The organism is Streptomyces sp. NPDC015532 (assembly GCF_043078065.1).
GTDB lineage: Bacteria > Actinomycetota > Actinomycetes > Streptomycetales > Streptomycetaceae > Streptomyces.
Map to the genome: position 1 here is coordinate 43,302 of NZ_JBIBSY010000015.1, position 25,947 is coordinate 69,248.

At 70.9% G+C, this 25,947-nt stretch carries 22 protein-coding genes and 1 pseudogene; 3 read left to right on the top strand and 20 right to left on the bottom strand.

Annotated elements, in window-relative coordinates; all coding sequences use genetic code 11:
• Window positions 1-102 precede the first annotated feature (102 nt).
• The 16 genes and pseudogenes from ACF07B_RS33610 to pgsA all read right to left on the bottom strand — a co-directional run bounded on the left by ACF07B_RS33610 (window position 103) and on the right by pgsA (window position 16,126).
• Window positions 103-2,328 carry a RelA/SpoT family protein gene (locus tag ACF07B_RS33610; protein WP_392181722.1) on the bottom strand — a complete coding sequence of 742 codons (2,226 nt, stop codon included), beginning with the start codon at window positions 2,326-2,328 and terminating at the stop codon, window positions 103-105.
• Window positions 2,329-2,503: 175 nt separating this feature from the next.
• Window positions 2,504-2,794, bottom strand: a pseudogene (locus ACF07B_RS33615) (GTP pyrophosphokinase); the annotation flags it as partial.
• Between the two features lie 271 nt (window positions 2,795-3,065).
• Entirely contained in the window at window positions 3,066-3,605 is a 540-nt protein-coding gene (locus ACF07B_RS33620) for an adenine phosphoribosyltransferase (protein WP_369483230.1), read from the bottom strand.
• A complete protein-coding gene (secF, locus tag ACF07B_RS33625; protein ID WP_369483231.1) occupies window positions 3,602-4,723 on the bottom strand; it encodes a protein translocase subunit SecF in 1,122 nt (373 codons plus the stop codon). The genes ACF07B_RS33620 and secF overlap by 4 nt, the downstream gene beginning before the upstream one ends.
• A gap of 1 nt (window position 4,724) precedes the next feature.
• Window positions 4,725-6,485, bottom strand: coding sequence for a protein translocase subunit SecD (gene secD, locus ACF07B_RS33630; RefSeq protein ID WP_369483232.1), 1,761 nt, complete (start codon window positions 6,483-6,485; stop codon window positions 4,725-4,727).
• A 140-nt stretch (window positions 6,486-6,625) separates the two neighbouring features.
• Window positions 6,626-7,144: a preprotein translocase subunit YajC gene (gene yajC, locus ACF07B_RS33635; RefSeq protein WP_369483233.1), complete on the bottom strand. Its 519-nt coding sequence runs from the start codon at window positions 7,142-7,144 to the stop codon at window positions 6,626-6,628.
• A 163-nt stretch (window positions 7,145-7,307) separates the two neighbouring features.
• The gene (ruvB, locus tag ACF07B_RS33640) at window positions 7,308-8,402 is read right to left on the bottom strand and encodes a Holliday junction branch migration DNA helicase RuvB (protein ID WP_362398208.1); all 1,095 of its coding nucleotides are present in this window, start codon (window positions 8,400-8,402) and stop codon (window positions 7,308-7,310) included.
• 94 nt (window positions 8,403-8,496) lie between these two features.
• Window positions 8,497-9,108, bottom strand: coding sequence for a Holliday junction branch migration protein RuvA (ruvA, locus tag ACF07B_RS33645; protein WP_362398211.1), 612 nt, complete (start codon window positions 9,106-9,108; stop codon window positions 8,497-8,499).
• A complete protein-coding gene (gene ruvC, locus ACF07B_RS33650) occupies window positions 9,105-9,701 on the bottom strand; it encodes a crossover junction endodeoxyribonuclease RuvC (RefSeq protein ID WP_369483235.1) in 597 nt (198 codons plus the stop codon). Before ruvC ends, ruvA begins: the two co-directional genes overlap by 4 nt.
• Before the next feature lie 133 nt (window positions 9,702-9,834).
• Window positions 9,835-10,587 carry a YebC/PmpR family DNA-binding transcriptional regulator gene (locus tag ACF07B_RS33655; protein ID WP_362398216.1) on the bottom strand — a complete coding sequence of 251 codons (753 nt, stop codon included), beginning with the start codon at window positions 10,585-10,587 and terminating at the stop codon, window positions 9,835-9,837.
• A gap of 76 nt (window positions 10,588-10,663) precedes the next feature.
• Window positions 10,664-11,269: a pyridoxal 5'-phosphate synthase glutaminase subunit PdxT gene (pdxT, locus tag ACF07B_RS33660; RefSeq protein ID WP_369483236.1), complete on the bottom strand. Its 606-nt coding sequence runs from the start codon at window positions 11,267-11,269 to the stop codon at window positions 10,664-10,666.
• A 4-nt stretch (window positions 11,270-11,273) separates the two neighbouring features.
• Window positions 11,274-12,188 carry a pyridoxal 5'-phosphate synthase lyase subunit PdxS gene (gene pdxS, locus ACF07B_RS33665; protein ID WP_362398222.1) on the bottom strand — a complete coding sequence of 305 codons (915 nt, stop codon included), beginning with the start codon at window positions 12,186-12,188 and terminating at the stop codon, window positions 11,274-11,276.
• 122 nt (window positions 12,189-12,310) lie between these two features.
• Window positions 12,311-12,856: a hypothetical protein gene (locus ACF07B_RS33670; protein WP_362398224.1), complete on the bottom strand. Its 546-nt coding sequence runs from the start codon at window positions 12,854-12,856 to the stop codon at window positions 12,311-12,313.
• Window positions 12,857-13,356: 500 nt separating this feature from the next.
• Window positions 13,357-14,517, bottom strand: coding sequence for a glycosyltransferase family 4 protein (locus tag ACF07B_RS33675; protein ID WP_362398227.1), 1,161 nt, complete (start codon window positions 14,515-14,517; stop codon window positions 13,357-13,359).
• Window positions 14,514-15,464 carry a phosphatidylinositol mannoside acyltransferase gene (locus ACF07B_RS33680; RefSeq protein WP_392181723.1) on the bottom strand — a complete coding sequence of 317 codons (951 nt, stop codon included), beginning with the start codon at window positions 15,462-15,464 and terminating at the stop codon, window positions 14,514-14,516. The genes ACF07B_RS33675 and ACF07B_RS33680 overlap by 4 nt, the downstream gene beginning before the upstream one ends.
• Window positions 15,461-16,126, bottom strand: coding sequence for a phosphatidylinositol phosphate synthase (gene pgsA / locus ACF07B_RS33685; protein WP_369483238.1), 666 nt, complete (start codon window positions 16,124-16,126; stop codon window positions 15,461-15,463). The genes ACF07B_RS33680 and pgsA overlap by 4 nt, the downstream gene beginning before the upstream one ends.
• Before the next feature lie 301 nt (window positions 16,127-16,427).
• Between pgsA and ACF07B_RS33690 the strand changes: the two genes are divergently transcribed.
• Window positions 16,428-18,623 (top strand): elongation factor G-like protein EF-G2, encoded by a 2,196-nt coding sequence (locus ACF07B_RS33690; RefSeq protein ID WP_392181724.1) that lies wholly within the window; start codon window positions 16,428-16,430, stop codon window positions 18,621-18,623.
• A gap of 179 nt (window positions 18,624-18,802) precedes the next feature.
• Window positions 18,803-20,470 (top strand): hypothetical protein, encoded by a 1,668-nt coding sequence (locus ACF07B_RS33695; protein ID WP_392181725.1) that lies wholly within the window; start codon window positions 18,803-18,805, stop codon window positions 20,468-20,470.
• Between the two features lie 100 nt (window positions 20,471-20,570).
• Here the strand turns inward: ACF07B_RS33695 and ACF07B_RS33700 are convergent, their stop codons facing one another.
• Window positions 20,571-21,131, bottom strand: a complete 561-nt coding sequence (locus ACF07B_RS33700) for an HIT domain-containing protein (RefSeq protein WP_369483241.1) — start codon at window positions 21,129-21,131, stop codon at window positions 20,571-20,573.
• A gap of 67 nt (window positions 21,132-21,198) precedes the next feature.
• On the opposite strand from ACF07B_RS33700, the gene ACF07B_RS33705 reads away from it, so the two are divergent.
• Complete coding sequence (locus ACF07B_RS33705) at window positions 21,199-21,855, top strand: potassium channel family protein (protein WP_392181726.1); 657 nt, start codon at window positions 21,199-21,201, stop codon at window positions 21,853-21,855.
• 37 nt (window positions 21,856-21,892) lie between these two features.
• Here ACF07B_RS33705 and thrS read toward each other — a convergent pair whose 3' ends face one another.
• The 3 genes from thrS to ACF07B_RS33720 all read right to left on the bottom strand — a co-directional run bounded on the left by thrS (window position 21,893) and on the right by ACF07B_RS33720 (window position 25,828).
• A complete protein-coding gene (gene thrS, locus ACF07B_RS33710) occupies window positions 21,893-23,869 on the bottom strand; it encodes a threonine--tRNA ligase (RefSeq protein ID WP_369483243.1) in 1,977 nt (658 codons plus the stop codon).
• Between the two features lie 178 nt (window positions 23,870-24,047).
• On the bottom strand, window positions 24,048-25,265 hold the full coding sequence (locus ACF07B_RS33715; RefSeq protein WP_392181727.1) for a hypothetical protein: 1,218 nt from the start codon (window positions 25,263-25,265) through the stop codon (window positions 24,048-24,050).
• Window positions 25,262-25,828 (bottom strand): DUF4365 domain-containing protein, encoded by a 567-nt coding sequence (locus ACF07B_RS33720; RefSeq protein WP_362398251.1) that lies wholly within the window; start codon window positions 25,826-25,828, stop codon window positions 25,262-25,264. The genes ACF07B_RS33715 and ACF07B_RS33720 overlap by 4 nt, the downstream gene beginning before the upstream one ends.
• Window positions 25,829-25,947 lie beyond the last annotated feature (119 nt).

A 25,947-nucleotide genomic window follows, 5' to 3' on the forward strand; every position in this document is an offset into this window, starting at 1 on the left:
CCTTCGTGTGTCTTCTTCGTACGTCTTCTTCGTTCGTCTTCTTCGTTCGTCTTCGTCCGTCCGTCCGCCCGGCCGCGTGGCGGGGCGGACGGGCGGCGGGTGTCAGGCCTCGGAGGGTCTGCGCGCCGACGTCACGCGGTACACGTCGTAGACGCCCTCGACGCCTCGTACGGCCTTCAGGACGTGTCCCAGGTGCTTGGGGTCGCCCATCTCGAAGGTGAACCGCGAGGTGGCGACCCGGTCGCGGGAGGTCTGGACGGCCGCGGACAGGATGTTGACGTGCTGGTCGGACAGGACGCGGGTGACGTCCGACAGCAGCCGGGACCGGTCCAGGGCCTCGACCTGTATGGCGACGAGGAAGACCGAGGACTGGGTGGGCGCCCACTCGACCTCGAGGATGCGTTCGGGCTCGCGCGAGAGCGAGTCGACGTTGACGCAGTCGCTGCGGTGGACCGAGACGCCGCTGCCGCGGGTGACGAACCCGATGATCGGGTCGCCCGGCACCGGTGTGCAGCAGCGGGCGAGCTTGACCCACACGTCGTCGACGCCCTTGACGACCACGCCGGGGTCGTTGTTGCTGCGCCGCTTGCGGCCACGGCCCCGTGCGGACGGTACGGCCTCGTCCATCTCCTCGGTGGCCGCCTCCTCGCCGCCGAGCGCCTGGACGAGCTTCTGGACGACGCTCTGGGCCGTGACGTGCCCCTCGCCGATCGCCGCGTACAGCGACGAGATGTCGGGGTAGCGCATCTCGTGGGCGAGGGTGACCAGGGAGTCGCCGGTGAGGATCCGCTGGATCGGCAGGTTCTGCTTGCGCATCGCGCGGGCGATGGCGTCCTTGCCGTGCTCGATCGCCTCGTCGCGGCGTTCCTTGGAGAACCAGGCGCGGATCTTGTTGCGGGCGCGCGGTGACTTCACGAAGCCGAGCCAGTCGCGGGAGGGGCCCGCGCCGGCGGCCTTGGAGGTGAAGACCTCCACCAGGTCGCCGTTGTCCAGGGTCGATTCGAGGGGCACCAGGCGGCCGTTGACCCGTGCTCCTATCGTCCGGTGGCCGACCTCCGTGTGGACGGCGTACGCGAAGTCCACCGGGGTCGCACCGGCCGGAAGCGCTATGACGTCGCCCTTCGGCGTGAACACGAAGACCTCGTTGCGCGACAGGTCGAAGCGGAGCGACTCCAGGAACTCGCTGGGGTCCTCGGTCTCCTTCTGCCAGTCGAGCAACTGGCGCAGCCACGCCATGTCGTTGACGGTGTCCTGGCCCGCGCTGCCCTTGGCCGCCCGGGGCACGTCGGTGCGGATCTTGGAGGACCCGGCGACGGTCTCCTGCTTGTACTTCCAGTGCGCGGCGATGCCGTACTCGGCACGGCGGTGCATGTCGAACGTACGGATCTGGAGTTCGACGGGCTTGCCGTTGGGGCCGATGACCGTCGTGTGGAGCGACTGGTACATGTTGAACTTCGGCATCGCGATGTAGTCCTTGAACCGGCCGGGGACCGGGTTCCATCGCGCGTGCACGGTGCCGAGCGCCGCGTAGCAGTCGCGGACGGTGTCCACGAGGACGCGGATGCCCACCAGGTCGTAGATCTCCGCGAAGTCACGGCCGCGGACGATCATCTTCTGGTAGACGCTGTAGTAGTGCTTCGGGCGGCCGGTCACGGTCGCCTTGATGCGGGCCGCGCGCAGGTCGGACTGGACCTCGTCGGTCACTATGGCGAGGTACTCGTCGCGCTTGGGGGCGCGCTCGGCGACCAGGCGCACGATCTCGTCGTACATCTTGGGGTAGAGGATCGCGAAGGCGAGGTCCTCCAGCTCCCACTTGATGGTGTTCATGCCCAGGCGGTGGGCGAGCGGCGCGTAGATCTCCAGGGTCTCGCGCGCCTTCTTCTCCTGCTTCTCGCGCTTGAGATAGCGCATGGTGCGCATGTTGTGCAGGCGGTCGGCGAGCTTGATGACCAGGACGCGAGGGTCCTTGGCCATGGCCACGACCATCTTGCGCACGGTCTCGGCCTGGGCGGCCTCGCCGAACTTGACCTTGTCCAGCTTGGTGACGCCGTCGACGAGCAGCCCGACCTGGTCGCCGAAGTCGCGGCGCAGGGTGTCGAGGCCGTACTCGGTGTCCTCGACGGTGTCGTGCAGGAGGCCGGCCATGAGCGTCGCCGGGTCCATGCCGAGCTCGGCGAGGATGGTGGTGACGGCGAGCGGGTGCGTGATGTACGGGTCGCCGCTCTTGCGCTTCTGGCCGCGGTGCCAGCGTTCGGCGACCTGGTAGGCCTTCTCGATCTGGCGGAGCGTCGACGTCTCGATCTTGGGGTCGTTGGGGGGGGGGATCACCCGCCACCCCACCCCAAACCGGGTGTTGGGGGTTGGGCGGGGGGGGCCCCGGCGGGGCCCGGGTGGGCGGGGGGGGGCGGGGGGGCGTGGGGGGGCCGTCGTGGTTGGCTTTCTGTGGGGGGGGGGGGGGGGGGGGGGGGTTGGGGGGGGGGGGGGGGGCCCCCCCCCCCCCCCACGGCTCCAGAACCGGGTTGTACGGGTTCGAGCGCTGGACGCCGAGACGGGCCAGGCGGGCTCGGACGCGGTTGGAGGAGCCTCCGGAGCGGGTGGGCTGCGCCGCCGAGGGACGGACCGCCGGGGTGTTCGCGGGGCGCTCGGGCGACGCCGGCTTGGGACGTGCTCCCTCGGCCGCCGCCGCGTCGGGCGCGGCCTGGGCGTGCTCGACCGGCCCGCTCGCTCCGTCGTCTGCGGGCTTCTCCGCGGCACCCGAGGCGGGCTCGGGCTGGGTGGAGGCGGTTCGCCCCAGGCGTTCCGCGCTGGGGGCGAGTGGCTGGGCCTCGTCTGGCAAGAGGGCTCCTCGTGCGCGATCCGGGTCCCCCGGTCAGGCTCCGGAAACCCCATGGTAGCGATCCTTCGCGCCGGACTCGCTGTCGGCCGCCGGCAGCGGCCTCGCGGGGGAAACGCCGGAGGCGGGCGCCGGATTCCTCCGGGCCCGCCTCCAGGGTGTCCTACGGGTGCCTCAGGCCTTTCGGGGGCCTTTCCGGGAACAGACCCCCCGGGTGGTGCGCACGCGGTCCTCAGACCGTCAGGAGCGCCTCCAGGGGAGCCCCGGCCAGGGCCGGCTCCAGACGGCCGCGGCCGCCGAGGAAGCCGAGCTCCATCAGCACGGCGACGCCCGCGACCTCGGCGCCCGCCCGGCGGATGAGCTGGAGCGAGGCCTCGGCGGTGCCGCCGGTGGCGAGGACGTCGTCGACGACCAGCACGCGGTCGCCCGCGCTCAGGTCCTCGGCGTGCACCTCGATCTCGGCGGAGCCGTACTCCAGGTCGTACGCCTGCGACAGGGTCGCTCCGGGGAGCTTGCCCGCCTTGCGCACGGGGATGAAGCCGATCCCGGCGTGGACGGCGACCGGGGCTCCGAGGATGAAGCCGCGCGCCTCCAGACCGACGATCTTGGTGGCGCCGTTGCGCACGGCGATGTCCGCCAGGGCGCCGGTCAGCGCGCCGAACGCGGCCGGGTCGGCCAGGAGCGGGGTGATGTCCTTGAACATCACTCCCGGCTCCGGGTAGTCGGCCACGTCACGGATACGGCTGGACAGCAGCTCTTCGATGCCGGTCATCGGCGCTTCCCCGAGGGCCGCCCGCGGCCGCGGGTGCGGGACGCGGGCTGGTTGCGGGGGCCGACGACCGCCGGGGTGGCGTCGTCCGGCTCGTCGTCCTCGTACGAGGCGGCGCCCGCGGCCTGCGGCTCCAGGGACTCGCCCTTGGCGGCGGCCTGGGCCCGCTTGGCGAGGACCCGCTTGCGCAGGGCCTTCATCTGCGGCTCGCGCTCCTTGAGGTCGGCGACGAGCGGCGTGGCGATGAAGATCGAGGAGTACGCGCCGGCCGCGAGGCCGACGAACAGCGACAGCGAGATGTCGTTGAGCATGCCCGCCCCGAGCACGCCGCCACCGATGAACAGCAGGCCGGCGACCGGCAGCAGCGCGACCACCGTGGTGTTGATGGAACGCACCAGGGTGCTGTTGATGGAGCGGTCGGCGACGTCGCTGTAGGTCCAGCGGGTCTGCTTGGTGATGTCCTTCGTCTGCTCCTTGAGGCTGTCGAAGACGACGACCGTGTCGTAGAGCGAGTAACCGAGGATAGTGAGCAGACCGATCACGGTGCCCGGGGTGACCTCGAAGCCGACCAGGGCGTAGATGCCGACCGTGATGGTGATGTCGTGGATCAGGGCCACCAGGGCGGCGATGGCCATGCGCCACTCGAAGGCGATGGCCAGGTAGATCACGACCAGGACCATGAAGATCGCCAGGCCCTCCCAGGCCTTGTTGGCGATCTGGTCACCCCAGCTCGGACCGACCAGGTCGGCGTTGATCTGCTCGGGGTTGACCTTCAGGTCCGCGGCGAGCTTCTGCTTGATCGTGTCCGACTTGTCGGTGTCGATGCCGGCGATCTGGACGCGCAGTCCGCCGTTGCCCAGCTTCTGGACGACCGCGTCGTGCCCCGAGGCCTCTTCCGCGAAGGTCTCCGCCTGGCTGACCGAGATGCTGCTCTTCTCGGTCGTGAAGACGGCGCCGCCCTGGAACTCGATGCCCATGTTGAGGCCCCGAACCGTCAGGCCGAGGATGGCCGTGATGGTGATCAGGATCGAGATGCCGTACCAGATCTTGCGCTTGCCGACGAAGTCGTAGCCGATCTCGCCGCGGTGGAGCCGGGCGCCGAGGGTGCCGAGTTTCGACATCTCACGCCTCCTTCGTGTCGACGGGGGCGGACGCGCGACGGGTGCGGCGCAGCGGCGGCTTGGCGCCCAGTCGCTTCGGGTCGAGGCCGGACCAGCTGTGACCCTCCGCGAAGAACTTCCTGCGGGCGAGGATCGTCATCAGCGGCTTGGTGAAGAAGAACACGACGACGACGTCGAGCACCGTGGTCAGACCGAGGGTGAACGCGAAGCCCTGGACCTTGCCGACGGTGACGATGAAGAGCACCGCGGCGGCCAGGAACGACACGAAGTCGGAGACCAGGATGGTGCGCCGCGCACGCGGCCAGGCACGCTCGACGGCCGGGCGCAGGGTGCGGCCCTCGCGGATCTCGTCCCGGATGCGTTCGAAGAACACGATGAACGAGTCCGCGGTGATACCGATCGCGACGATCGCACCGCAGACGGCCGGGAGGTTCAGGGCGAAGCCGATGGCCGGGCCGAGCAGCGCCATGAGCACGTAGGTGAGGATCGCGGAGACGCCCAGGGACGCGATGGCGATGACCGACAGGCCCCGGTAGTAGATCACCAGGTAGATGATGACCAGGGCGAGGCCGATGGCGCCCGCGATCAGACCGGCGTGCAGCTGCTCGCCACCGAGCGCGGCGGTCACCGTGGTGACGCTGGACTCCTTGAAGCTGAGCGGCAGGGCGCCGTACTTCAGCATGTTGGCCAGGTCTTCGGCCTCGGTCTGGGTGAAGCTGCCGGAGATCTCCGCGGGGCCGCTCAGCGACTGGCCGACCGAGGGGTCGGAGACGACCTGGCCGTCGAGGACGATCGCGAACTGGTTCTGCGGCTGCTGGTTCTGGGCGAGCTTGCCGGTGATGGCGGCGAACTTCTTGGAGCCACCGGACGTGAAGTCCATGGTGACCTTCCAGCCCGCGGCGGTCTGCGTGTCGAAGAGCGCGCCGGCCTTCTTGATGTCCGTGCCGGCCACCTCGGCCGGGCCGAGGATGTACTTCTGCCACTCACCGGCGGAGTTCTTGTCCTGGCCGCAGGCCACGATCGGGTCGGTCGGCTTGGTGCCGGAACCAGCCTTGGCGCGGACGGCCTTGTCGGAGCAGTCGATCGTGGCGTACTGGGCCTGCAGCTTCGCGGTCGCCGGGTCCACGCTGGCGCTCGCGGACGGCGAGGCGCTCGCGGAGGCCGAGGCGCTCGGGGTGCTGCTCGCGGACGGCGAGGAGCCCGCCTTCAGGGCGTCGGTGACGACGCGGCCCTGGGTGGTGGCGGACGCCGACGGCGTCACGGAGGACGAGGAGGACGGGGTCGCCTTGTCCTCGGCCTTGCCGGAGGAGCTGCTGGAGGCGCTCGGCGACGGGCTGGACGACGCCGCGGCCCCGGAGACATCGGTGGTCAGCACGGGACGGAAGTAGAGCTTGGCGGTGGTGCCGACCTGCGCGCGGGCCTGCTCCGAGTTCGTGCCCTTGGGGATGTTGACAATGATGTTGTCGGATCCCTGGGTCTGAACCTCGGCCTCGGAGACACCGAGACCGTTGACACGGCGGTTCATGATGTCGACCGCGGTGTCCATGTTGGTCTTGTTGATCGCGTTGGGCTGGCCCGGCTCGTTCTTCGCCGTGAGCGTGATGCTCGTGCCGCCGGCGAGGTCGATGCCAAGACGCGGAGTGGTGTGCCCGGAGGCGAACATCCCCCCGGTGAGCGCCGCGATGGCGATCAGGATCAGGGCCAGCGAGCGCCCCGGCCTGCTCTGGGCGCTCGCGCTCCGGCCCTTCTTCGGTGCTGCCACCTTCTCGTACTCCCTCTCGGGCCGCCCTGCGCCGGGTGAGCGCGGAACGGCCATGCCATGGTGTCGGGACTCCGTGCGAGAACAGCACGTCCCGGGAGGTGTGCGGCGCGAGCGGATCGGGCCGTGCTCCCGGGTCGTGACTACTTCGCTTCGGCCCCGCCGTCGGTCTTCTTCGGCTCCGCGTCGTCGGCGACGGCGTCGTCGGCCTTGGCCGCGACGGCCTCGTCGGCCGGCTTGTCCGCCACGTCCTTCTTGCCGAGGTCGAGGGGCTTGTCGTCGGAGGCGTCGGAAGAGGCGTCGGCGGCGGGCTCGTCGGTCTCGGTGAGGGAGGAGGCGTCGTCCGGAACGACGGTTCCGTCGGCCTTCAGGTCGTGCTCGATGCCGTGAACGATGCGGTTGTACTCGTCGTCCGTGAGGACGGCGCCGATCGCGTTCTTCGCGAAGAGCAGGTCGACGCCGGGGGCGGCGTCGAGGAGGACCGTGTCCTCGTTGACCTCCTTGACGGTGGCGTACATACCGCCGATCGTGCGCACGCCCGAGCCGGGCTGCAGCTCATTGCGCATGGAAGCCGCCTGCTGCTGCTTCTTCTTGGCCGACCGGGTCATCAGGAACATGGCCCCGATGAGCACGATGAACGGGAGGAGGGTCAGAGGACTCACGGGTCGGGACTTCCTTCTTCAACCGCAAAGGTGAGCGGCCTGCTGGATGGGGGTATGTATGCCGTCGACAAGGGCGGCATCGGCGGAGTCTAAGCGAGTCCGCACTCAGGGAACAACGCTCAGCATGGCACCGGGGTTCCTGCCCCGGTACGTACGCACGCCGTCACGCCCCGAACAGGTCTCCTTGTCCGTTTCCGCCTGCCGAACGGCGGGGCGGCGTGAGGCCGAGATGCGCCCATGCCGCGGGTGTCGCCACCCGGCCACGGGGAGTGCGTGCGAGGAGTCCCTCCCGTACGAGGAAGGGCTCGGCGACCTCCTCCACGGTCTCACGCTCCTCCCCCACGGCGACAGCAAGTGTGGACAATCCGACAGGGCCGCCACCGAAAAGCTTGATCAGGGCTTCGAGAACTCCGCGGTCGAGCCGGTCCAGACCCCGTGCGTCGACCTCGTAGACCTTCAGAGCCGCCCCGGCGATCTCCCGGGTGATGATCCCGTCCGCTCTGACCTGCGCGTAGTCGCGCACGCGGCGCAGCAGGCGGTTGGCGATACGGGGTGTGCCGCGGGAGCGGCCGGCGATCTCCGCGGCGCCCTCGGCGCCGATCTCGACGTCCAGGAGGCCGGCGGAGCGGTGGACGACCCGCTCCAGTTCGGCGGGTTCGTAGAACTCCATGTGCGCGGTGAAGCCGAAGCGGTCGCGCAGCGGCGGGGGCAGCAGTCCCGCGCGGGTGGTGGCGCCGACCAGCGTGAACGGGGGCAGCTCCAGCGGGATGGCGGTGGCGCCGGGGCCCTTGCCGACGATGACGTCGACGCGGAAGTCCTCCATCGCCATGTAGAGCATCTCCTCGGCGGGCCGGGACATGCGGTGGATCTCGTCGAGGAAGAGGACCTCGCCCTCCTGGAGGGAGGAGAGGATCGCGGCGAGGTCGCCGGCGTGTTGGATGGCGGGGCCGCTGGTGATGCGGATGGGAGCGCCCATCTCGGCCGCGATGATCATGGAGAGGGTCGTCTTGCCGAGGCCGGGGGCGCCGGAGAGCAGCACGTGGTCGGCGGTGGCCCCGCGCGCGCGTGCGGCGCGCAGGACCAGGTCGAGCTGCTCGCGGACCTTCTCCTGGCCGATGAACTCGTCCAGGTCCTTGGGGCGCAGCGCGGCCTCGACGGCCTGGTCCTCTCCGTCGGCGACCGATCGCACCAGCCGCTCCGCGGTGGGGCCGACGAGCCGCTCGTCGGCGGCTTCGTCTGTCGTGTCGTCCCAGTTCATCGGTGGTGCCTCGCGGTCTCGTGGTGGGGGGCGGTCGGCGGTGCGGCGGGCGCGGGCCGCACCGGGGCGCGCCCGGTCCGGGGGCCCGGGGCGTTCAGCGTGCCCGGTTCAGGGTCTGCAGGGCAGCCCTGAGGAGCTGACCGACCTGCGGGGTGCCCTCGGCGGCCTCGGCCTGCGGCGCGACGGCGGCGACCGCCTCGTCGGCCTCGCGGGTCGCGTACCCGAGGCCGACGAGCGCGGCGTGCAGCTGGTCGCGCCAGCCGGTGGTGACGGCCGTGCCGATGGCGGGCCCGCCGGGGCCGAGCGGCTCGCCGAGCCGGTCCTTGAGATCCAGCAGCAGCTTCTGGGCGCCCTTCTTGCCGATGCCGGGGACGGCGATGAGCGCCTTCTCGTCGCCGGTGGACACGGCCCGGCGCAGCGCGTCGGGAGTGTGCACGGCGAGCATCGCCTGGGCGAGGCGCGGGCCGACTCCGCTCGCGGTCTGGAGCAGCTCGAAGACCTGGCGTTCGTCGTCGTCGGCGAAGCCGTAGAGGGTGAGCGAGTCCTCGCGGACGACGAGCGAGGTGGCGAGCTTGGCCTGCTGTCCCGTGCGGAGTCCCGAGAGCGTGTTGGGCGAGCACTGGACGGCGATGCCGATGCCGCCGACCTCGAGGACCGCGGAGTCGGGGGCGAGGGCGGCGACCGGGCCGCTGACGAAGGCGATCATGCGGTACGGCCTTTCGATGCTGGGTTCTGGGCGTGCGCGGCCGCGGCCCGCTGGAGCCTGTTCTGCGCGAGGGCCTGCTGGGGCCTGTTCTGCGCGGCGGCCTGCTGGAGTCTGTTCTGGGCCGGGGCGCGCCAGATGTGGCAGATGGCGAGGGCGAGGGCGTCCGCCGCGTCGGCGGGCCTGGGCGGCTCCGAGAGCCGGAGCAGCCGGGTGACCATCGCGCCGACCTGGGCCTTGTCCGCCCGTCCGCTGCCGGTGACGGCGGCTTTGACCTCGCTCGGGGTGTGCAGCGCGACGGGGATGCCGCGCCGGGCCGCGCAGAGCATGGCGACGGCGCTGGCCTGGGCGGTGCCCATCACGGTCCGGACGTTGTGCTGACTGAACACGCGCTCCACGGCGACGTACTCGGGTTCGTACTCGTCGAGCCACTGCTCGATCCCCTGCTCGACGGCGACCAGGCGAAGGCCCAGCTCGGCGTCCGCGGGGGTGCGTACGACGCCGACGCCGCGCATGGTCAGGGGCCGCCCGGCGACTCCTTCGACCACTCCGACACCGCACCGGGTCAGCCCGGGGTCAACACCCAGCACCCGCACCCGGGCCCTCCTTCGATCTCGCCCGTCGTCACCGGGGGTCTCCCCGGTTCGTGCAGGCTATCGGGTGCCACTGACAGAGCGACGGGCCGACGGGGGGTGTCCCGTCGGCCCGTCGCTTCGGGCAAGCCCTGGGTCAGGCGTCGACCTTCTCCATGACCTCGTCGCTGACGTCGAAGTTGGCGAAGACGTTCTGCACGTCGTCGCTGTCCTCCAGGGCGTCGATCAGCTTGAAGATCTTCCGGGCGCCCTCCTCGTCGAGATCGACCTGCATGGTCGGGACGAAGTTGGCGTCGGCGGAGTCGTAGTCGATGCCGGCCTCCTGGAGCGCGGTGCGCACCGCGACCAGGTCGGTGGCCTCGGAGAGGACCTCGAAGCTCTCGCCGAGGTCGTTGACCTCCTCGGCGCCCGCGTCGAGCACGGCACCGAGGACGTCGTCCTCGGTCAGCTCGCCCTTGGGGACGACGATGACGCCCTTGCGGTTGAAGAGGTACGACACGGAGCCGGGGTCTGCCATGTTCCCGCCGTTGCGGGTCATGGCGACGCGCACGTCGGAGGCGGCGCGGTTGCGGTTGTCGGTGAGGCACTCGATGAGCACCGCGACACCGTTCGGGCCGTACCCCTCGTACATGATCGTCTCGTAGTCCGCGCCACCGGCTTCGAGACCGGCGCCGCGCTTGACCGCGGAGTCGATGTTCTTGTTCGGGACCGAGCTCTTCTTCGCCTTCTGGATGGCGTCGAACAGCGTCGGGTTGCCGGCCGGGTCGGCGCCGCCGGTCCGGGCCGCGACCTCGATGTTCTTGATCATCTTCGCGAAGAGCTTGCCGCGCTTGGCGTCGATCACGGCCTTCTTGTGCTTCGTCGTAGCCCATTTAGAGTGGCCGGACATCTGCCTGTCTCCTTCGCGTAACCCAACCTGTACGGACTCCCCCAGACATCGAGAGCCTGGGAAGACCCCACAGATCCTACAAGGACGCCGGTGTCCGGTTCGCGCGCACCATGTCGACGAACAGACCGTGCACGCGGTGATCGCCCGTCAGTTCCGGGTGGAACGACGTGGCGAGCACGTTTCCCTGGCGGACCGCGACGATGTGGCCTCCGTGCTCGGCGAGCACCTCCGCCTCGGCGCCCACGGACTCGACCCAGGGGGCGCGGATGAAAACGCCCTCTACAGGATCGCCCTCGACGCCCTTGACGTCGACCGCCGCCTCGAAGGACTCGTTCTGCCGTCCGAAGGCGTTGCGGCGCACGATCATGTCGATGCCGCCGATGGTCTCCTGGCCCGAGCGCGGGTCGAGGATCTTGTCGGCGAGCATGATCATGCCGGCGCAGGTGCCGTAGACGGGCATGCCCGCGCGGACCCGCGCGCGCAGCGGTTCCATCACTCCGAAGAGGACCGCCAGCTTGGAGATGGTGGTGGACTCTCCGCCGGGGATGACCAGACCGTCGATCTCGGCGAGCTCCTCGGGACGCCGCACCGGCCTGGCCACGGCGTCCGCCGCGGCCAGGGCGATGAGGTGTTCCCGTACGTCGCCCTGGAGAGCCAGGACGCCAATGACAGGAGTGGTCATGTGACTACCAGCCGCGGTTGGCGTAGCGCTCGGTCTCGGGGAGGGTGTCGCAGTTGATGCCGACCATGGCCTCGCCGAGGTTGCGGGACGCGTCCGCGATGATCTTCGGGTCGTCGTAGAAGGTGGTGGCCTTCACGATGGCGGCGGCGCGCTTGGCCGGGTCGCCGGACTTGAAGATGCCGGAGCCGACGAAGACACCCTCGGCGCCGAGCTGACGCATGAGCGCGGCGTCGGCGGGGGTGGCGACACCACCGGCGGAGAACAGCACGACCGGCAGCTTGCCGAGCTCGGCGACCTCCTTGACGAGCTCGTACGGGGCGCGCAGGTCCTTCGCGGCGGCGTACAGCTCGTTGTTGTCGAAGCCGCGCAGCCGGGCGATCTCGTTCTTGATCTGGCGCAGGTGGCGGACGGCCTCGACGACGTTGCCGGTGCCGGCCTCGCCCTTGGAGCGGATCATGGCCGCGCCCTCGGCGATACGGCGCAGGGCCTCGCCCAGGTTGGTGGCACCGCAGACGAAGGGGGTGGTGAACGCCCACTTGTCGGAGTGGTTGACCTCGTCGGCCGGGGTGAGGACCTCGGACTCGTCGATGTAGTCGACGCCGAGGGACTGAAGGACCTGGGCCTCGACGAAGTGGCCGATGCGGGACTTGGCCATCACCGGGATGGAGACCGCCTCGATGATCTCCTCGATCATGTTCGGGTCCGACATCCGGGCGACGCCGCCGTCCTTGCGGATGTCGGCGGGGACCCGCTCCAGGGCCATGACGGCCACGGCGCCGGCGTCCTCGGCGATCTTCGCCTGCTCGGCGTTGACCACATCCATGATCACACCGCCCTTGAGCTGCTCGGCCATGCCGCGCTTGACGCGGGCGGTTCCGATCGCGGTGTTCTCGGCGGAGCTGGGGAGGGTGCTGGACACGGGTTGACCTCACTCGGTGAAAGAGGATTTCTGCAGCTCCGAGGAAACGCGAGGCGACCAGTCCACTGCAAGGGCCAATGGGGAGTCGGTGGCTCGTTTTCGTTCCGGTCCACCGGTGTACATCAGTTCGTCGGGCGGTCCGCCAGGGCCGTCGGGGGCTCGTCGTCCATCTCGAAGGCCATGGGGAACGGGGCGTGGCCCGCGAGGCGGAACCAGCGGACCTTGCGGTGCCGGCGCAGGGCGCGGGCGGCGCGTACGGCGTCGTTGTGGAAGCGCCGCGCCATCGGCACCCGGCGCACGGCCTGGGCCAGCTCGCCGGCCGCCTCCTCGCCGCCGGGCACCTCGCGTACCGCCTCGACCTGCTGGGGCTCCCCGAACACCGCCCGCAGGGCCTGGCTCAGTTCGCTCTCGGCCACCTCGCGCTGCTCCTCCTCGGCCTGCCGGGCCGCGTGCGCCGCCTCGTAGAGCACGATCGAGGCGGCCGGGTCGAGCACCCCGGAGGTGGCCAGCTCCTGCGTCACGGAGGCCCGGCGCAGCAACTGCGCGTCGAGGGCGGCGCGGGCGGCGTCGATACGGGCGTGCAGGCGGTCGAGCCGGCCGGCGGTCCAGCTCAGGTAGAGGCCGATCGCGACGAGGCCGACGAGGGTCCAGATGAGGGTTGCGGTCACGGGCGGCAAGGCTACCCGTGCCGGTCACCGGCCCACCGGGGCCCGCACCACGACGCGAGCCCGCCACGTCGGCGCCGGCCCACCCCGTCGGGACGCGACGGTTCCCGGCCGGCCCCCGGCGGGTGCACCGGCACGGGACCTGCCGCTGGGCGCCGCGTACCGACGGGCGCGGCGGCACAGTGGCGCGGCCACGGCGCAGCCGTCGCGGCCCGGCGGGCCCGGGACCGAGCGACTACGGTCCGGGCAGGCCCCCACCACAACCCACTCGGGCCGGCCACCAGGACCGGCACGGTCGGTCCCGCCGAGGCGTGCGGGCTCCAGCCCCGGCCCAGGGCGGTCCGGCCCGCCGAGGCGTACGGGGCACCAGCCCCGGCCCAGGGCGGTCCGGCCCGCCGAGGCGTACGGGGCACCAGCCCCGGCCCAGGGCGGTTCGGCCCAGAGGGGCGTGCGGGGTGTCAATTCCGGGCCGGGTGGGCCGGGCTGGTGAGGCGGGCCGGGGGTCAGTCGCGGGCCAGGCCGAAGCGGGCCCGGAGGCCTGTGCGTTCGTCCGTGGCCACCGCGGCGGCGCCGTCCGTCACCGTCTCGTACACGGACAGGATGTCCGCGCCGACGGTCGACCAGTCGAAGCGCCGTACGTGCTCGCTCCCCCGCGCGCGCAGCGCGGCCCGGCGATCCGGGTCGGCGAGCAGCCGCACCGCCGCGGCGGCCAGGGCGTCCGCGTCCTCGTTGGCGAACAGCTCACCCGCCTCGCCCTGGTCGAGGACCTGGGCGAACGCGTCGAGGTCCGCGGCGAGCACGGGCGCTCCGGCGGACATCGCCTCGACCAGGATGATCCCGAAGCTCTCGCCGCCGGTGTTCGGGGCGATGTACAGGTCGACACTGCGCAGGAGACGCGCCTTGTCCTCGTCGCTGACCATGCCGAGGAACTCGACGCGCGAACGCATCTCGGCCGGAAGCGACTCCACGGCCTCCTCCTCGTCGCCGCGCCCGGCGACCAGCAGTCGCGTCTGCGGGCGTTCGGCCAGGATCTTCGGCAGGGCCCTCATGAGCACCGGCAGGCCCTTGCGGGGCTCGTCGATGCGGCCGATGAACCCGATGGTGTCGCCCTGCCACTCGGGCTTGGGCTTGGCACGGGCGAAGAAGTCGACGTCGACGCCGTTCGGGATGACGACGGCGTCACCGCCGAGGTGCTCGACCAGGGTGCGCCGGGCGTACTCGCTCACGGCGATCCGCGCGCTGATCTTCTCCAGGGCGGCCTGGAGGATGGAGTACGCGGCGACCATCGCCCGGGAGCGCGGGTTCGAGGTGTGGAAGGTCGCGACGATCGGGCCCTGCGCCGCCCAGCACGTGAGCAGGCCGAGCGAGGGCGAGGACGGCTCGTGGATGTGGACCACGTCGAAGGTGCCGTCGTGCAGCCAGCGCCGTACCCGGGCCGCCGACAGGAAGCCGAAGTTCAGCCGCGCCACCGAGCCGTTGTACGGGACCGGGACCGCGCGGCCCGCCGAGACGACGTACGGCGGCAGGGGCGTGTCGTCGTCCGCGGGGGCGAGGACGGACACCTGGTGCCCCAGGCGGATGAGGTGTTCGGCCAGGTCGCGGATGTGGAACTGGACGCCGCCCGGGACGTCCCAGGAGTACGGGCAGACGATGCCGATCCTCACGAGGCCCTCTTCTCGGGATCCACCGTGCCGGACCCCTCTCGGGGAGCCTTCCCGGCGTCGAGGTCCTTGAGCCACAAACGCTGCAACATGTGCCAGTCCTCCGGGTGCTCGGCGATGCCGTGGGCGAAGGCGTCGGCCAGCGCCTGTGTCATGACAGACGTCTTCTCGGCGCGGCTGCCTGACTCGGGGACCTCGACCGGCGGATGCACCTGACCGCGCATCACGGGAGAGTCGTCGTACCAGAGCGTCACGGGCAGGAGGAGGGCGCCGGTCTGCTGGGCGAGCAGGGCGGGCCCCGCGGGCATCCGGGTCGTCTCGCCGAAGAACTCCACCTCCACGCCCGAGGCGGACAGGTCCCGTTCGGCGACCAGGCAGATCAGTCCGCCGTCGCGCAGGCGCCGGGCCAGCGTGCCGAACGCGGCACCCCCGCTGTGCGGCAGCACCTCCATGCCGAGGCCCTCGCGGTAGGCGACGAAACGGTCGTACAGCGATTCGGGCTTGAGACGCTCGGCGACGGTCGTGAACGGCGTCTTCAGCCCGGTGGTGACCCAGGCGCCCGCGAGATCCCAGTTCGCCATGTGCGGAAGCGCCAGGATGACGCCCCGGTCGGAGGCGATCCCGTCGGTCAGACGGTGCACGTCCTTGATCTCGAACCCGTTCCGCACCCGCTCCTCGCTCCACGCGGGAAGCCGGAACGACTCCATCCAGTAGCGCAGGTAGGAACGCATGCCGGCCCGGGACAGCTCCGCGAGCCGCTGCGGTGTCGCGTCCGGCACCACGCGCGCGTAGTTGCTCTCCAGGCGCTGGACCCCCTTGCCGCGCCGCTTCCAGGCGATGTCGGCGATCGTGCGGCCGAGGCCCGCGGCGACCGGCTCGGGGAGCTTCTTGACGGCGCTCCAGCCCACGGCGTAGGCACCGTCGACCAGCCTGTCCCGCAGGCTGGTCACGAGGTGGCCTCACTGCTCTGCGCGGCGACCTCGGCGTCCGCCTCGGCGGCCTCGCGGCGGACGGTGACGACGCGCTGGATCAGCGTCACGAGGCTGCCGACGGCGACGATCCACAGCGCGATCGGCAACAGCACCTGGATGCCGGGCACACCGAAGGTGTGCAGTCCCGCCAGACCGGCCGCGACCAGCGAGATGACCAGCCGCTCCGCGCGCTCGACGAGACCGTTGACGGCGACCGGCAGGCCGATCGACTCGCCACGGGCCTTGGTGTACGACACCACCTGGCCACTGGCGAGACAGAAGATCGACACGGCGCACAGCACGTTGTCGTCGCCGTTGCCCGCGTACCAGAGGGCGAAGCCGCCGAAGATCGCGCCGTCGGCGACCCGGTCGAGCGTGGAGTCCAGGAAGGCACCCCAGCGGCTGGAGCGGCCGAGCTGGCGCGCCATGTTCCCGTCGACCAGGTCGGAGAACACGAAGAGTGTGATGACGATCGTTCCCCAGAAGAACTCTCCCCGGGGGAAGAAGACCAGCGCCCCCGCCATGACTCCGGCCGTGCCCAGGAGGGTGACCGTGTCGGGGCTCACCCCCCGGCGGACGAGAAACGCGGCGAACGGTGTGAGGACACGCGTGAAGAATGCACGCGCGTACTTGTTCAGCATGGCCTTCCCGAGGGTCGGTGTCGCCGGGGGCCCCTGCTGGCCGTCGGCTGGCCCATCGTAGCCACGCGTGCGCTTGTGCGATGGCCGGGCACCCGCGCCCCGTGTCACGACCCGATGCCGCCGGTGTCACGGCGCGATCGCGTCCCTTGTATGGACGCACAGTGACGCGAGTGCAAAGCTCGAAGGACCGCGGGCGTCCCCGGGAGCCGCCACCGCTGGGGGTACCCCCGGACGGAGTCTGGGGGAGGCTTCGGCATGTCCCGCGCCCACAGAGACCTCACCGTGCACGGGAGGCAAGGCCATGGGCGACAAGGCGAACACGCACACCGGAGCCGCCGGCAGGGCTACGGCGGCCGACCACCCCGCGTCCGTACGGAATGTGGTGCTGGTCGGCCACAGCGGATCGGGCAAGACGACATTGGTGGAGGCTCTCGCGCTGACGGCGGGAGCGGTGAACCGGGCGGGCCGCGTGGAGGACGGCGGCACCGTCTCGGACTACGACGAGATCGAGCACCGGCAGCAGCGTTCGGTGCAGCTCTCCCTGGTGCCCGTCGACTGGGACGGGCTGAAGATCAACCTTCTCGACACCCCCGGATACGCCGACTTCGTCGGCGAACTGAGGGCCGGTCTGCGAGCGGCGGACGCGGCCCTCTTCGTCGTCTCGGCCTCGGACGGGGTCGACGGCTCGACCCGGATGCTGTGGGAGGAGTGCGCGGCCGTCGGCATGCCCCGGGCCATCGTGGTCACCCACCTCGAATCGGCCCGGTCCGACTTCGAGGAGATGACCGCGATCTGCGCGCGGGCGTTCGGCGGCGACGACCCCGACGCCGTCCTGCCGCTGTACCTTCCGCTGCACGGCGCGGCGGGACCGGACGGGCACGCGCCCGTGACCGGCCTGACCGGCCTGCTCACCCAGCAGTTGTTCGACTACTCCTCCGGGGAGCGCAAGGAGGCGGACCCGGGGCCCGAGCAGCAGCCGTTCATCGAGACGGCCCGCAACCGGCTGATCGAGGGGATCATCGCCGAGAGCGAGGACGAGACGCTCATGGACCGCTACCTCGGCGGCGAGGAGATCGACCTCAAGACACTCGTACAGGACCTGGAACAGGCCGTGGCCCGCGGGAGGTTCTTCCCCGTGCTGGCCGCCGCGCCCGCCGCCGACGGAGCCCGGCAGGGCCTCGGCACGGTCGAACTCCTCGAACTGATCACCGGCGGCTTCCCCACCCCGCTGGAGCGTCCGGCGCCCGTGGTGACCACGCCGGACGGCGCTCCGCGCGAGGTGAGGGCCTGCGACCCGGACGGGCCGCTGGTCGCGGAGGTCGTGAAGACCGCGTCCGACCCCTACGTGGGCCGGGTCTCCCTGGTCCGGGTCTTTTCCGGGACACTCCGTCCCGACGCGACGGTGCATGTCTCCGGGCACGGGCTGACCGACCGCGGACACGAGGACCACGACGTCGACGAGCGGATCGGCGCCCTGTCCGCGCCGTTCGGCAAACAGCAGCGCGCCCTCACCCACTGCATCGCGGGCGACCTCGCCAGTGTGGCGAAGCTGAACCGCGCCGAGACGGGAGACACCCTTTCGGCCAAGGACGACCCGCTGCTGATGAAGCCGTGGCGGATGCCCGACCCGCTGCTCCCGCTCGCCATCGAGGCGCACAGCAAGGCGGACGAGGACAAGCTCTCCCAGGGGCTCGGCCGGCTGGTGGCCGAGGACCCCACGATGCGTCTGGAACAGAACCAGAACACCCATCAGGTCGTCCTGTGGTGCCTGGGCGAGGCCCACGCGGACGTCGCCCTGGAACGGCTGCGCAACCGCTACGGCGTGCAGGTCGACGTGGTGCCGCACAAGGTCTCCCTGCGCGAGACGTTCGCGGGCCCCTCCACCGGGCGCGGCCGCCATGTCAAACAATCCGGCGGGCACGGCCAGTTCGCGATCTGCGAGATCGAGGTCGAACCGCTGCCGAACGGCTCGGGCATCGAGTTCGTGGACAAGGTCGTCGGAGGCGCCGTGCCCCGGCAGTTCATCCCCTCCGTCGAGAAGGGGGTGCGCGCCCAGGCGGCCAAGGGCGTGGTCGCCGGCTATCCGCTCATCGACGTACGGGTCACGCTGAAGGACGGCAAGGCGCACTCGGTGGACTCCTCCGACGCCGCGTTCCAGACGGCCGGCGCGCTCGCGCTGCGCGAGGCGGCCCGTGACGCCACGATCCATCTATTGGAGCCGGTGGCCGAGGTGACGGTCATGGTCGGCGACGACTACGTGGGCCCGGTGATGAGCGATCTGTCGGGACGGCGCGGCCGGGTGGTCGGCACCGAGCAGGCGGCCGGCGGGCGCACCCTCGTCCGCGCCGAGGTCCCCGAGATCGAGATCGGGCGGTACGCCGTCGATCTGCGGTCCGTCTCGCACGGCACCGCGCGCTTCGACCGGTGCTACGCACGGCACGAACCCATGCCGCAGCACATCGCCGAGCGGCTCCGCGAACAGGAGGCGGGTGCCTGAGGCCAGGGGGGCTTCGGGCACTTCGCCGGGGGGTGTCATCCGTCGGTGGGCGGCTTCGGCCGTCCGCCGACGAATGTCGGCCGCGGCCGATACTCTGAGAGCTGATCAAGACGAAGACCTGATCAACAGGTGTGCGGGGCACCGAAGTCGGGAAAGCCGCAGGAGCGGGTGCGGCGGCGATGGGGGCGGAAGTGGCGTTCGACGGTTTCGATTTCACTCCCGGGGCGCAGGTGCCGCTCACGGGCTCCGCGGGGCAGACGGCCGCGACGTTCGCGCTGGCCTCGGCGGCGTACCGCGACAGTCCGATGGAGGAGATCCTCAAGGCCGACAACGAATGGCACCAGTCCACGGTGAAGGCCGGCCGGATCAAGCTGTTCAGGCCGAATCTGGGCGAGGCCTTCTCGGGGGCCGTCACGGCCCGCATGCTGGGCGCGGGCCGCAATCCGCTCATCCAGTCCTTCGGCACCGAGCCGCAGGTCATCGTGGAGCACTGCCTGGCGGCCACCAACATCCGCCGGGAGCGCGACAATTGGCTCTCGGCCGTCATGGTGCTCTGCGGGCTGCTGTTCCTGCCCGGACTCCTGATCTGGCTGATGGTCTTCCAGATCCGTACGCAGATCGCCAAGCGCGCGGACAAGCGGGGTTCCGCGCTCGGCACCACGCTCCTGTTCGCCGTCGGCGCCCTGGCCGTCCTCTTCCTCCTCCGCATGCCGTTCACCGGCTTCTGGGCCTGGTACGCGCGCGCCGCGGTGGTCCTCCCGGTCGTGGGCTGGCTGTGGGCGAAGCGGATCTGCGAGCGCACCGCCAAGGACCTGCGGCTGCGCTGGGACAATCTGCTGTCGGGCGGCGGCATCGGCGCCAAGATCCCCGAGGCGGTGCCCGGCAGCCCGGGTGAGACTGCGGCGGAGCAGCTGCGCCAGTCGCTCGCCCGGCTGACCGCGGAGCAGCAGTCCAACTCGGTCTTCTACGCGGGCCCCAAGGGCATACTCGGCATGGGCACCCGCTGGGGGAGCTGGCAGCTCGCCGAGGACCTGGTGGCGATGGACGAGAAGAAGGAGATCCATCCGTTCCGCAGCTGGGACGTGATCCGCAACATCCACGACCAGTTGCGCATGCTGGAGCGCGGGCCGCTCAACACCGGTGGTTTTCCGGCCCCTTCGATAAAGCACTGGATCGTCACCCCGATCGGCGAGAACGCGAAGGCGGTGTCCCGGCCGGGCGGCACGGACGTCGACGCGTACACGATCAAGTCGCACGCCGTGCAGGACATCTGCAACAAGCAGCAGTTCGGCAGCGGGGACCGGCACTATCTCGGGGTCCAGTGGACGCTCTGGGACGGCCAGTTGATCATCACGATGATGATCACGGTGACCGTGCTGCACCAGACCCTGCGCATCGAGGTGACCGGGCACGCGCTGGGACCGGTGAACTCGCTGTTCACCAGCAAGCCGGAGGCTCCCACCAAGGAGGTCGCGAAGACCGTCAAGTTCTGGGAGACCCGGAAGGTGAGCCTGCCGCTGGTCACCGCGGACGAGGTCGTACGGCTCGCGGCGCGGGCGCCCCTCACCTGGTATCCGCCGCTGCTGAACTGGGTCGGCGGGAGTCTGGCGCTGCCCGAGCCCTTCGGGCTGCGGCACGCCTGGGCGGATCAGCCGTGGCGGCACCGTTTCATGGCGGACGACGCGCTGCGGGCCGCGACGCCCGTGCTGCGCGTGGTGCACTCGGCGGCGATCAAGGTCCTCGGCGAGAACGGCGTCGACACGGAGAAGTTCGGCAACCGCTCGGCGTTCCTCAGCACGGCGGTGCAGGACCCCTCACCGCGCAAGGCCGACATGTACGACGCGTGACCGCACGTCCGACGAGAGCCGGCCGCGACCGGCGGACGAGCCCCCGGGTGGAGGCGGACGGGGCGCCCGGTGGGGCGCCCCGGAACCGACCGGACAGGTCCTAGGCGGTCGGCCAGGCCTCGGCCAGCATCTTGCGGGTGTCCGCGAGGAGCTGCGGCAGGACCTTGGTGTGGCCGACGACCGGCATGAAGTTCGTGTCGCCACCCCAGCGGGGCACGATGTGCTGGTGCAGATGGGCGGCGATGCCGGCACCCGCGACCGATCCCTGGTTCATGCCGATGTTGAACCCGTGGGCGCCGGAGGCGGTGCGCAGGGCGGTCATGGCCTGCTTGGTCAGCTCACCGAGTTCGGCGGTCTCCGGCCCGGTGAGGTCCGTGTAGTCGGCGACGTGCCGGTAGGGCACGACCATCAGGTGTCCACCGTTGTACGGGTAGAGGTTGAGCACCGCGTACACGTGCTCCGCGCGCCTCACGATCAGCCCGTCCTCGTCGGATTTGGCCGGTATCGAGCAGAACGGACAACCGTCGTCGGCCCCCGGGCCCGTGGGCTTGTTCTCGCCCTGGATGTAAGCCATCCGATGGGGCGTCCAAAGGCGCTGGAACGCGTCCCGCGTTCCCACTCCGATCTGCTGCTCCGGCTCGCTCGTCATGTGTTGCAGCATATTGCTTCGCCCGTTCGCGGCGTGTCGCCGGGTGCCGGGCAATGGAGCGTGCGGCCAAGCTGTGGCCATGGACGACGACAGCCCGATGACCCGCTGGGAGCGCCGCACCGAGGTACCGCTGGCGGTCGCGTCGCTGCTGTTCCTCGCCGCCTACGCGGTGCACGTGCTGGCGCACGGCCTGCCCCAGGTCGGGCGCGACGTCTGCCTGGCGGTGATCGCGGTCGCCTGGGCGGCGTTCCTCGTCGACTACCTGGTGCTCTGGCGGCTCAGCGGACAGGGTCCGCGGTTCGTCCGGACCCACCTGCTGGACACCGTGGTGCTCGTCCTGCCGCTCCTTCGGCCACTGCGGGTCGTCAAGCTCTACGACTCCGTACTGAGGCGCCGCGGGGAGCCCCGTCTCCCGCTGTACGCGCGGGTGATCTTCTACGCGAGCATCGCGGTCCTGCTGCTCGGCTTCTCGGGTGCCCTCGCCGTCTACCAGGCCGAGTACCAGGCGCCGCACGCGACGATCGTCACCTTCGGCGACTCGGTGTGGTGGGCCGCCTCCACCCTCGCGACGGTCGGGTACGGGGACGTGACACCGGTGACCCCTCGGGGCCGCACGATCGCCGTCGCCATGATGGTCTGCGGTCTGGCCCTGCTCGGCGCGGTGACGGGTTCCTTCTCCTCGTGGCTGTTGCAGCTGTTCTCGCGCGAGGGCGACGAGAAGCCCCCGGGAAGCTGAGCTTCCCGGGGGCTTCGGGCTCGGCCGGAGAGGCCGATCAAATCTGGGCGCGCTCCTCGACGACCTTCGCGATCTTGGCGATGGCCTCGTCGAGCGGGATGCCGTTCTCCTGCGAGCCGTCGCGGTAGCGGAAGGAGACGGCGCCGGCCGCCATGTCCTCGTCGCCCGCGATGACCATGAAGGGCACCTTCTGCTTCTGCGCGTTGCGGATCTTCTTCTGCATCCGGTCCGAGGACGCGTCGACCTCGACGCGCAGACCCTTCTTGCGGGCCTCGGCGGCGAACTTCTGGAGGTACTCGACGTGCGCGTCGCCGATCGGGATGCCGATCGCCTGGACGGGCGCCAGCCACGCCGGGAACGCGCCCGCGTAGTGCTCCAGGAGCACGGCGAAGAAGCGCTCGATGGAGCCGAAGAGCGCGCGGTGGATCATGACCGGGCGCTGCTTGGAGCCGTCGGGGCCGGTGTACTCCAGGTCGAAGCGCTCGGGCAGGTTGAAGTCGAGCTGCACGGTCGACATCTGCCAGGTACGGCCGATGGCGTCCTTGGCCTGCACGGAGATCTTCGGGCCGTAGAAAGCGGCGCCGCCCGGGTCCGGGACCAGCGGGAGGCCCTGCTTCTCGGCGACCTGGCGCAGCGTCTCGGTGGCCTCTTCCCAGATCTCGTCCGAGCCGACGAACTTCTCCGGGTCCTTGGTGGACAGCTCCAGGTAGAAGTCGGTGAGGCCGTAGTCGCGGAGCAGGTTCAGGACGAAGGTGAGCGTCTTGTCGAGTTCGTCCGCCATCTGCTCCTTGGTGCAGTAGATGTGGGCGTCGTCCTGCGTGAAGCCCCGGGCACGGGTCAGGCCGTGCACGACGCCCGACTTCTCGTACCGGTACACGGTGCCGAACTCGAACAGGCGCAGCGGCAGTTCACGGTACGAGCGGCCGCGCGCGTCGAAGATCAGGTTGTGCATCGGGCAGTTCATGGGCTTGAGGTAGTAGTCCACGCCCTCGTCGAGCTGCATGGGCGGGTACATGCCGTCGGCGTACCAGTCCAGGTGGCCGGAGGTCTCGAAGAGCTTCCCCTTGGTGGCGTGCGGGGTGTAGACGAACTCGTAGCCCTCCTCCTCGTGCCGGCGGCGCGAGTAGTCCTCCATGACCCGGCGGATGATGCCGCCCTTGGGGTGGAAGACGGCGAGGCCGGAGCCGATCTGGTCCGGGATGGAGAACAGGTCCAGCTCGTTGCCCAGCTTGCGGTGGTCGCGCTTCTCGGCCTCGGCGAGGAAGTCGAGGTGCGCCTTCAGCTCCTCCTTGGAGGGCCAGGCGGTGCCGTAGATGCGCTGGAGCATGGGGTTCTTCTCGCTGCCGCGCCAGTACGCGGCGGCGTTGCGCATCAGCTTGAACGCCGGGATGTTGCGGGTGGTCGGCAGGTGGGGACCGCGGCACAGGTCCTTCCAGCACAGCTCACCGGTCTTGGCGTCGAGGTTGTCGTAGATGGTCAGCTCGCCGCCGCCCACCTCGACGTTCGCGCCGTCGTCCGAGGACGCGGAGCCCTTGATGCCGATGAGTTCCAGCTTGTACGGCTCCGCCGCCAGCTCCTCGCGGGCGTCCTCGTCGGTGACGACGCGGCGGGAGAAGCGCTGCCCGCGCTTCTGGATCTCCTGCATCTTCTTCTCGACGGCCTTGAGGTCCTCGGGCGTGAAGGGCTTCTCGACGTCGAAGTCGTAGTAGAAGCCGTCCTTGACCGGCGGGCCGATGCCCAGCTTGGCGTCGGGGAAGAGCTCCTGCACGGCCTGGGCCATCACGTGCGCGGTGGAGTGGCGCAGGATGTTCAGGCCGTCCTCGGAGGAGATCTCGACCGGCTCGACCTCCTCGCCGTCCTGCACCTCGTACGCGAGGTCCCTCAGCTCGCCCGCGACACGGGCCGCGACGATGGTGCGGTCGCCGGTGAAGAGGTCGGCGGCCGTAGTCCCCGTCGTCACCACGCGCTCTTCCCGCTCGGAATCGCGTTGGATGATCACACGGACGTCTGACACCGGTCTCTCCTGACTGAAGGGGTGCCACACCACATACGGGATGGCATGGCAATGCCCCGAATCCTACCGAGCCCGGGGGGCCCTCCGCGAAACGGTTGTGGACAGTGCGCCCCGGCCCCCTCCGCACGACCGCCTCGGCCCCCCGCACACGCGCCTCGGTCCTCCCCGCACGCGCGCCTCAGTCCTCGTTGCACGCCTCCTCGAAGAAGTCCAGATTCTCCTGGAGCGACTTCATCAGCCGGTCCCGTTCGGCCTCGTCCACCTGGACGGGTACGACACCGGTGGCGTCCGTGAGCCTGCGGAAGCCGCCGCGGCTCTCCAGGCGGCCGTGCACCCGAACCGGCAGCCCGACCAGATGGGCCTGGCCCGCTATCCGGTACGCCTCCTCGTCGAGGGTCATGCGGACGTGCGGGACCTCGGCGCCCGCGATGACCCGCAGCCGTACCGTCCCCGCTCCGCGCGGGCCGGACCTGCGCATCCGGACCACGGCACCGGTGAGCCGCACCGGCACGGACGGCTCCTCGCGCAGATAGCGGGCCCCGGCCTCGCGCAGCACGGGCAGGTCGCCGGGCGAGAACTCGACCGGCTCGGCGGGGCTCGCACCGCCTTCGGGGACGCCCGCGGCCGGTGACCACTCGACGGTGATCCGGGCGCCCTCGGTGCCCCGGACGAGGGCCACCAGGGCTTCCATCAGTTCATGGCTGACGCCCGCCTCCACGGCCGCGTCGAAGGCCTCCATGCCGCCGGTGGCCCGCTGGTAGTCGACGGCCTCGCGAGCGGCGCACAGCGCCTCGTGCAGGCGCACGGCGAGCGGTCGGCCCGTGGTGACGGGCACGAACGCGGTGAGACCGCGGCCTCCCGGTTCCGCGCCCACCAGGACGTTCTCCAGGGAGGCGGTGGCCGCCCTGCGGTGGCGGGCGCCGTAGTAGCCGGCACGCGCGTGTGCCGCGAGCGCGCCGGCGAGCAGGATCTGGCGGGCGGCCCCACGCGTCTGCTCCTCGACGGTCCAGGGCGCCGCGCCCACGGGGCCGGTCGGCACATCCCGCCACCAGCGGATCTCGTCGCTGGGCACGGCGAGGGCGACGAGCACGTCACGCGCGGCCGGGGAGCCGCTGCGGGAGAGCGCGACGAGTGCCTCACCGAGGAGGTCGTCACTGTCGGGGAAGGCCCGGTTCTCCGGCACCAGCAGGCTGGTGCCGCCGCCCCCGGGCCCGGGTGGGGTCCACCGGCCGTACCGCCCGGCGGCTCCCCCGCGGCGCCGCCAGCCGTGCCGCCGCAGCAGCGCGCCGAGCACGGCCGGGTCCACCTGGTCGGGGGCCGGCGGATCGTTCCAGAAGGCTTCGGCGGGGTGCGGCCTGACCGGCCTGAGCACCTCGTCGATGGGGCGGTGTGTCATGGTCTGCCTCCCGTCCCGACCCTCGTCATGATCTCGCACAGGGCCCGGTCGTCGAAGATCCGGGCCGTCGGGATGCGGACGGTGGTCCGGCGCCGGCCCGTGATGGCGTGCCCGGCGAGATTGATCCAGTAGCAGCAGTGCCTGAGGTCGAGCCGGTCGTGGCCGGCGCGCAGCCAGTCGTCCTGGGACCGGGGTACGAGCATCACGACCAGGATCTTGTGCACCGAGACCGGGGTCCGCGCGAGCTTCGCCAGGTGCTCGTTGTCGAGCGTGAAGGAGAAGGCGGGCCCCGGGGGGTCGGGCGGGATCTGATACGTGCACTTGAGCTGCACCTTGATGGTGACTTCGTCGTCGACCGTGTGCCCGGGGGCGCTGTGGCTGACGTGCCAGTCGATGCCGTTGTCGGGAAACGGCTGGGACAGCGAGCAGCCCGCGGCCGCCGCGACCGCGTGCAGGTAGCCCACCTGCAAGGTCTCCATGCAGGCGGTGGTGGCGAGTGATCCGCGGTGGGGTGCCGTCCGCTGGGGCAGCAGCCCGCCCTGTTCGGGCTGCGCGAGTGCCATGAGTCCAACGGCCTTCCAGGCGTGATGTATCCCCGCGACGGGTCGCTGAACTGCAAAGACCCGTACCTCTGTTGTCTCCTGCCGGCGTACGGCGCAAACAGCCCGGGTATCACCAAACG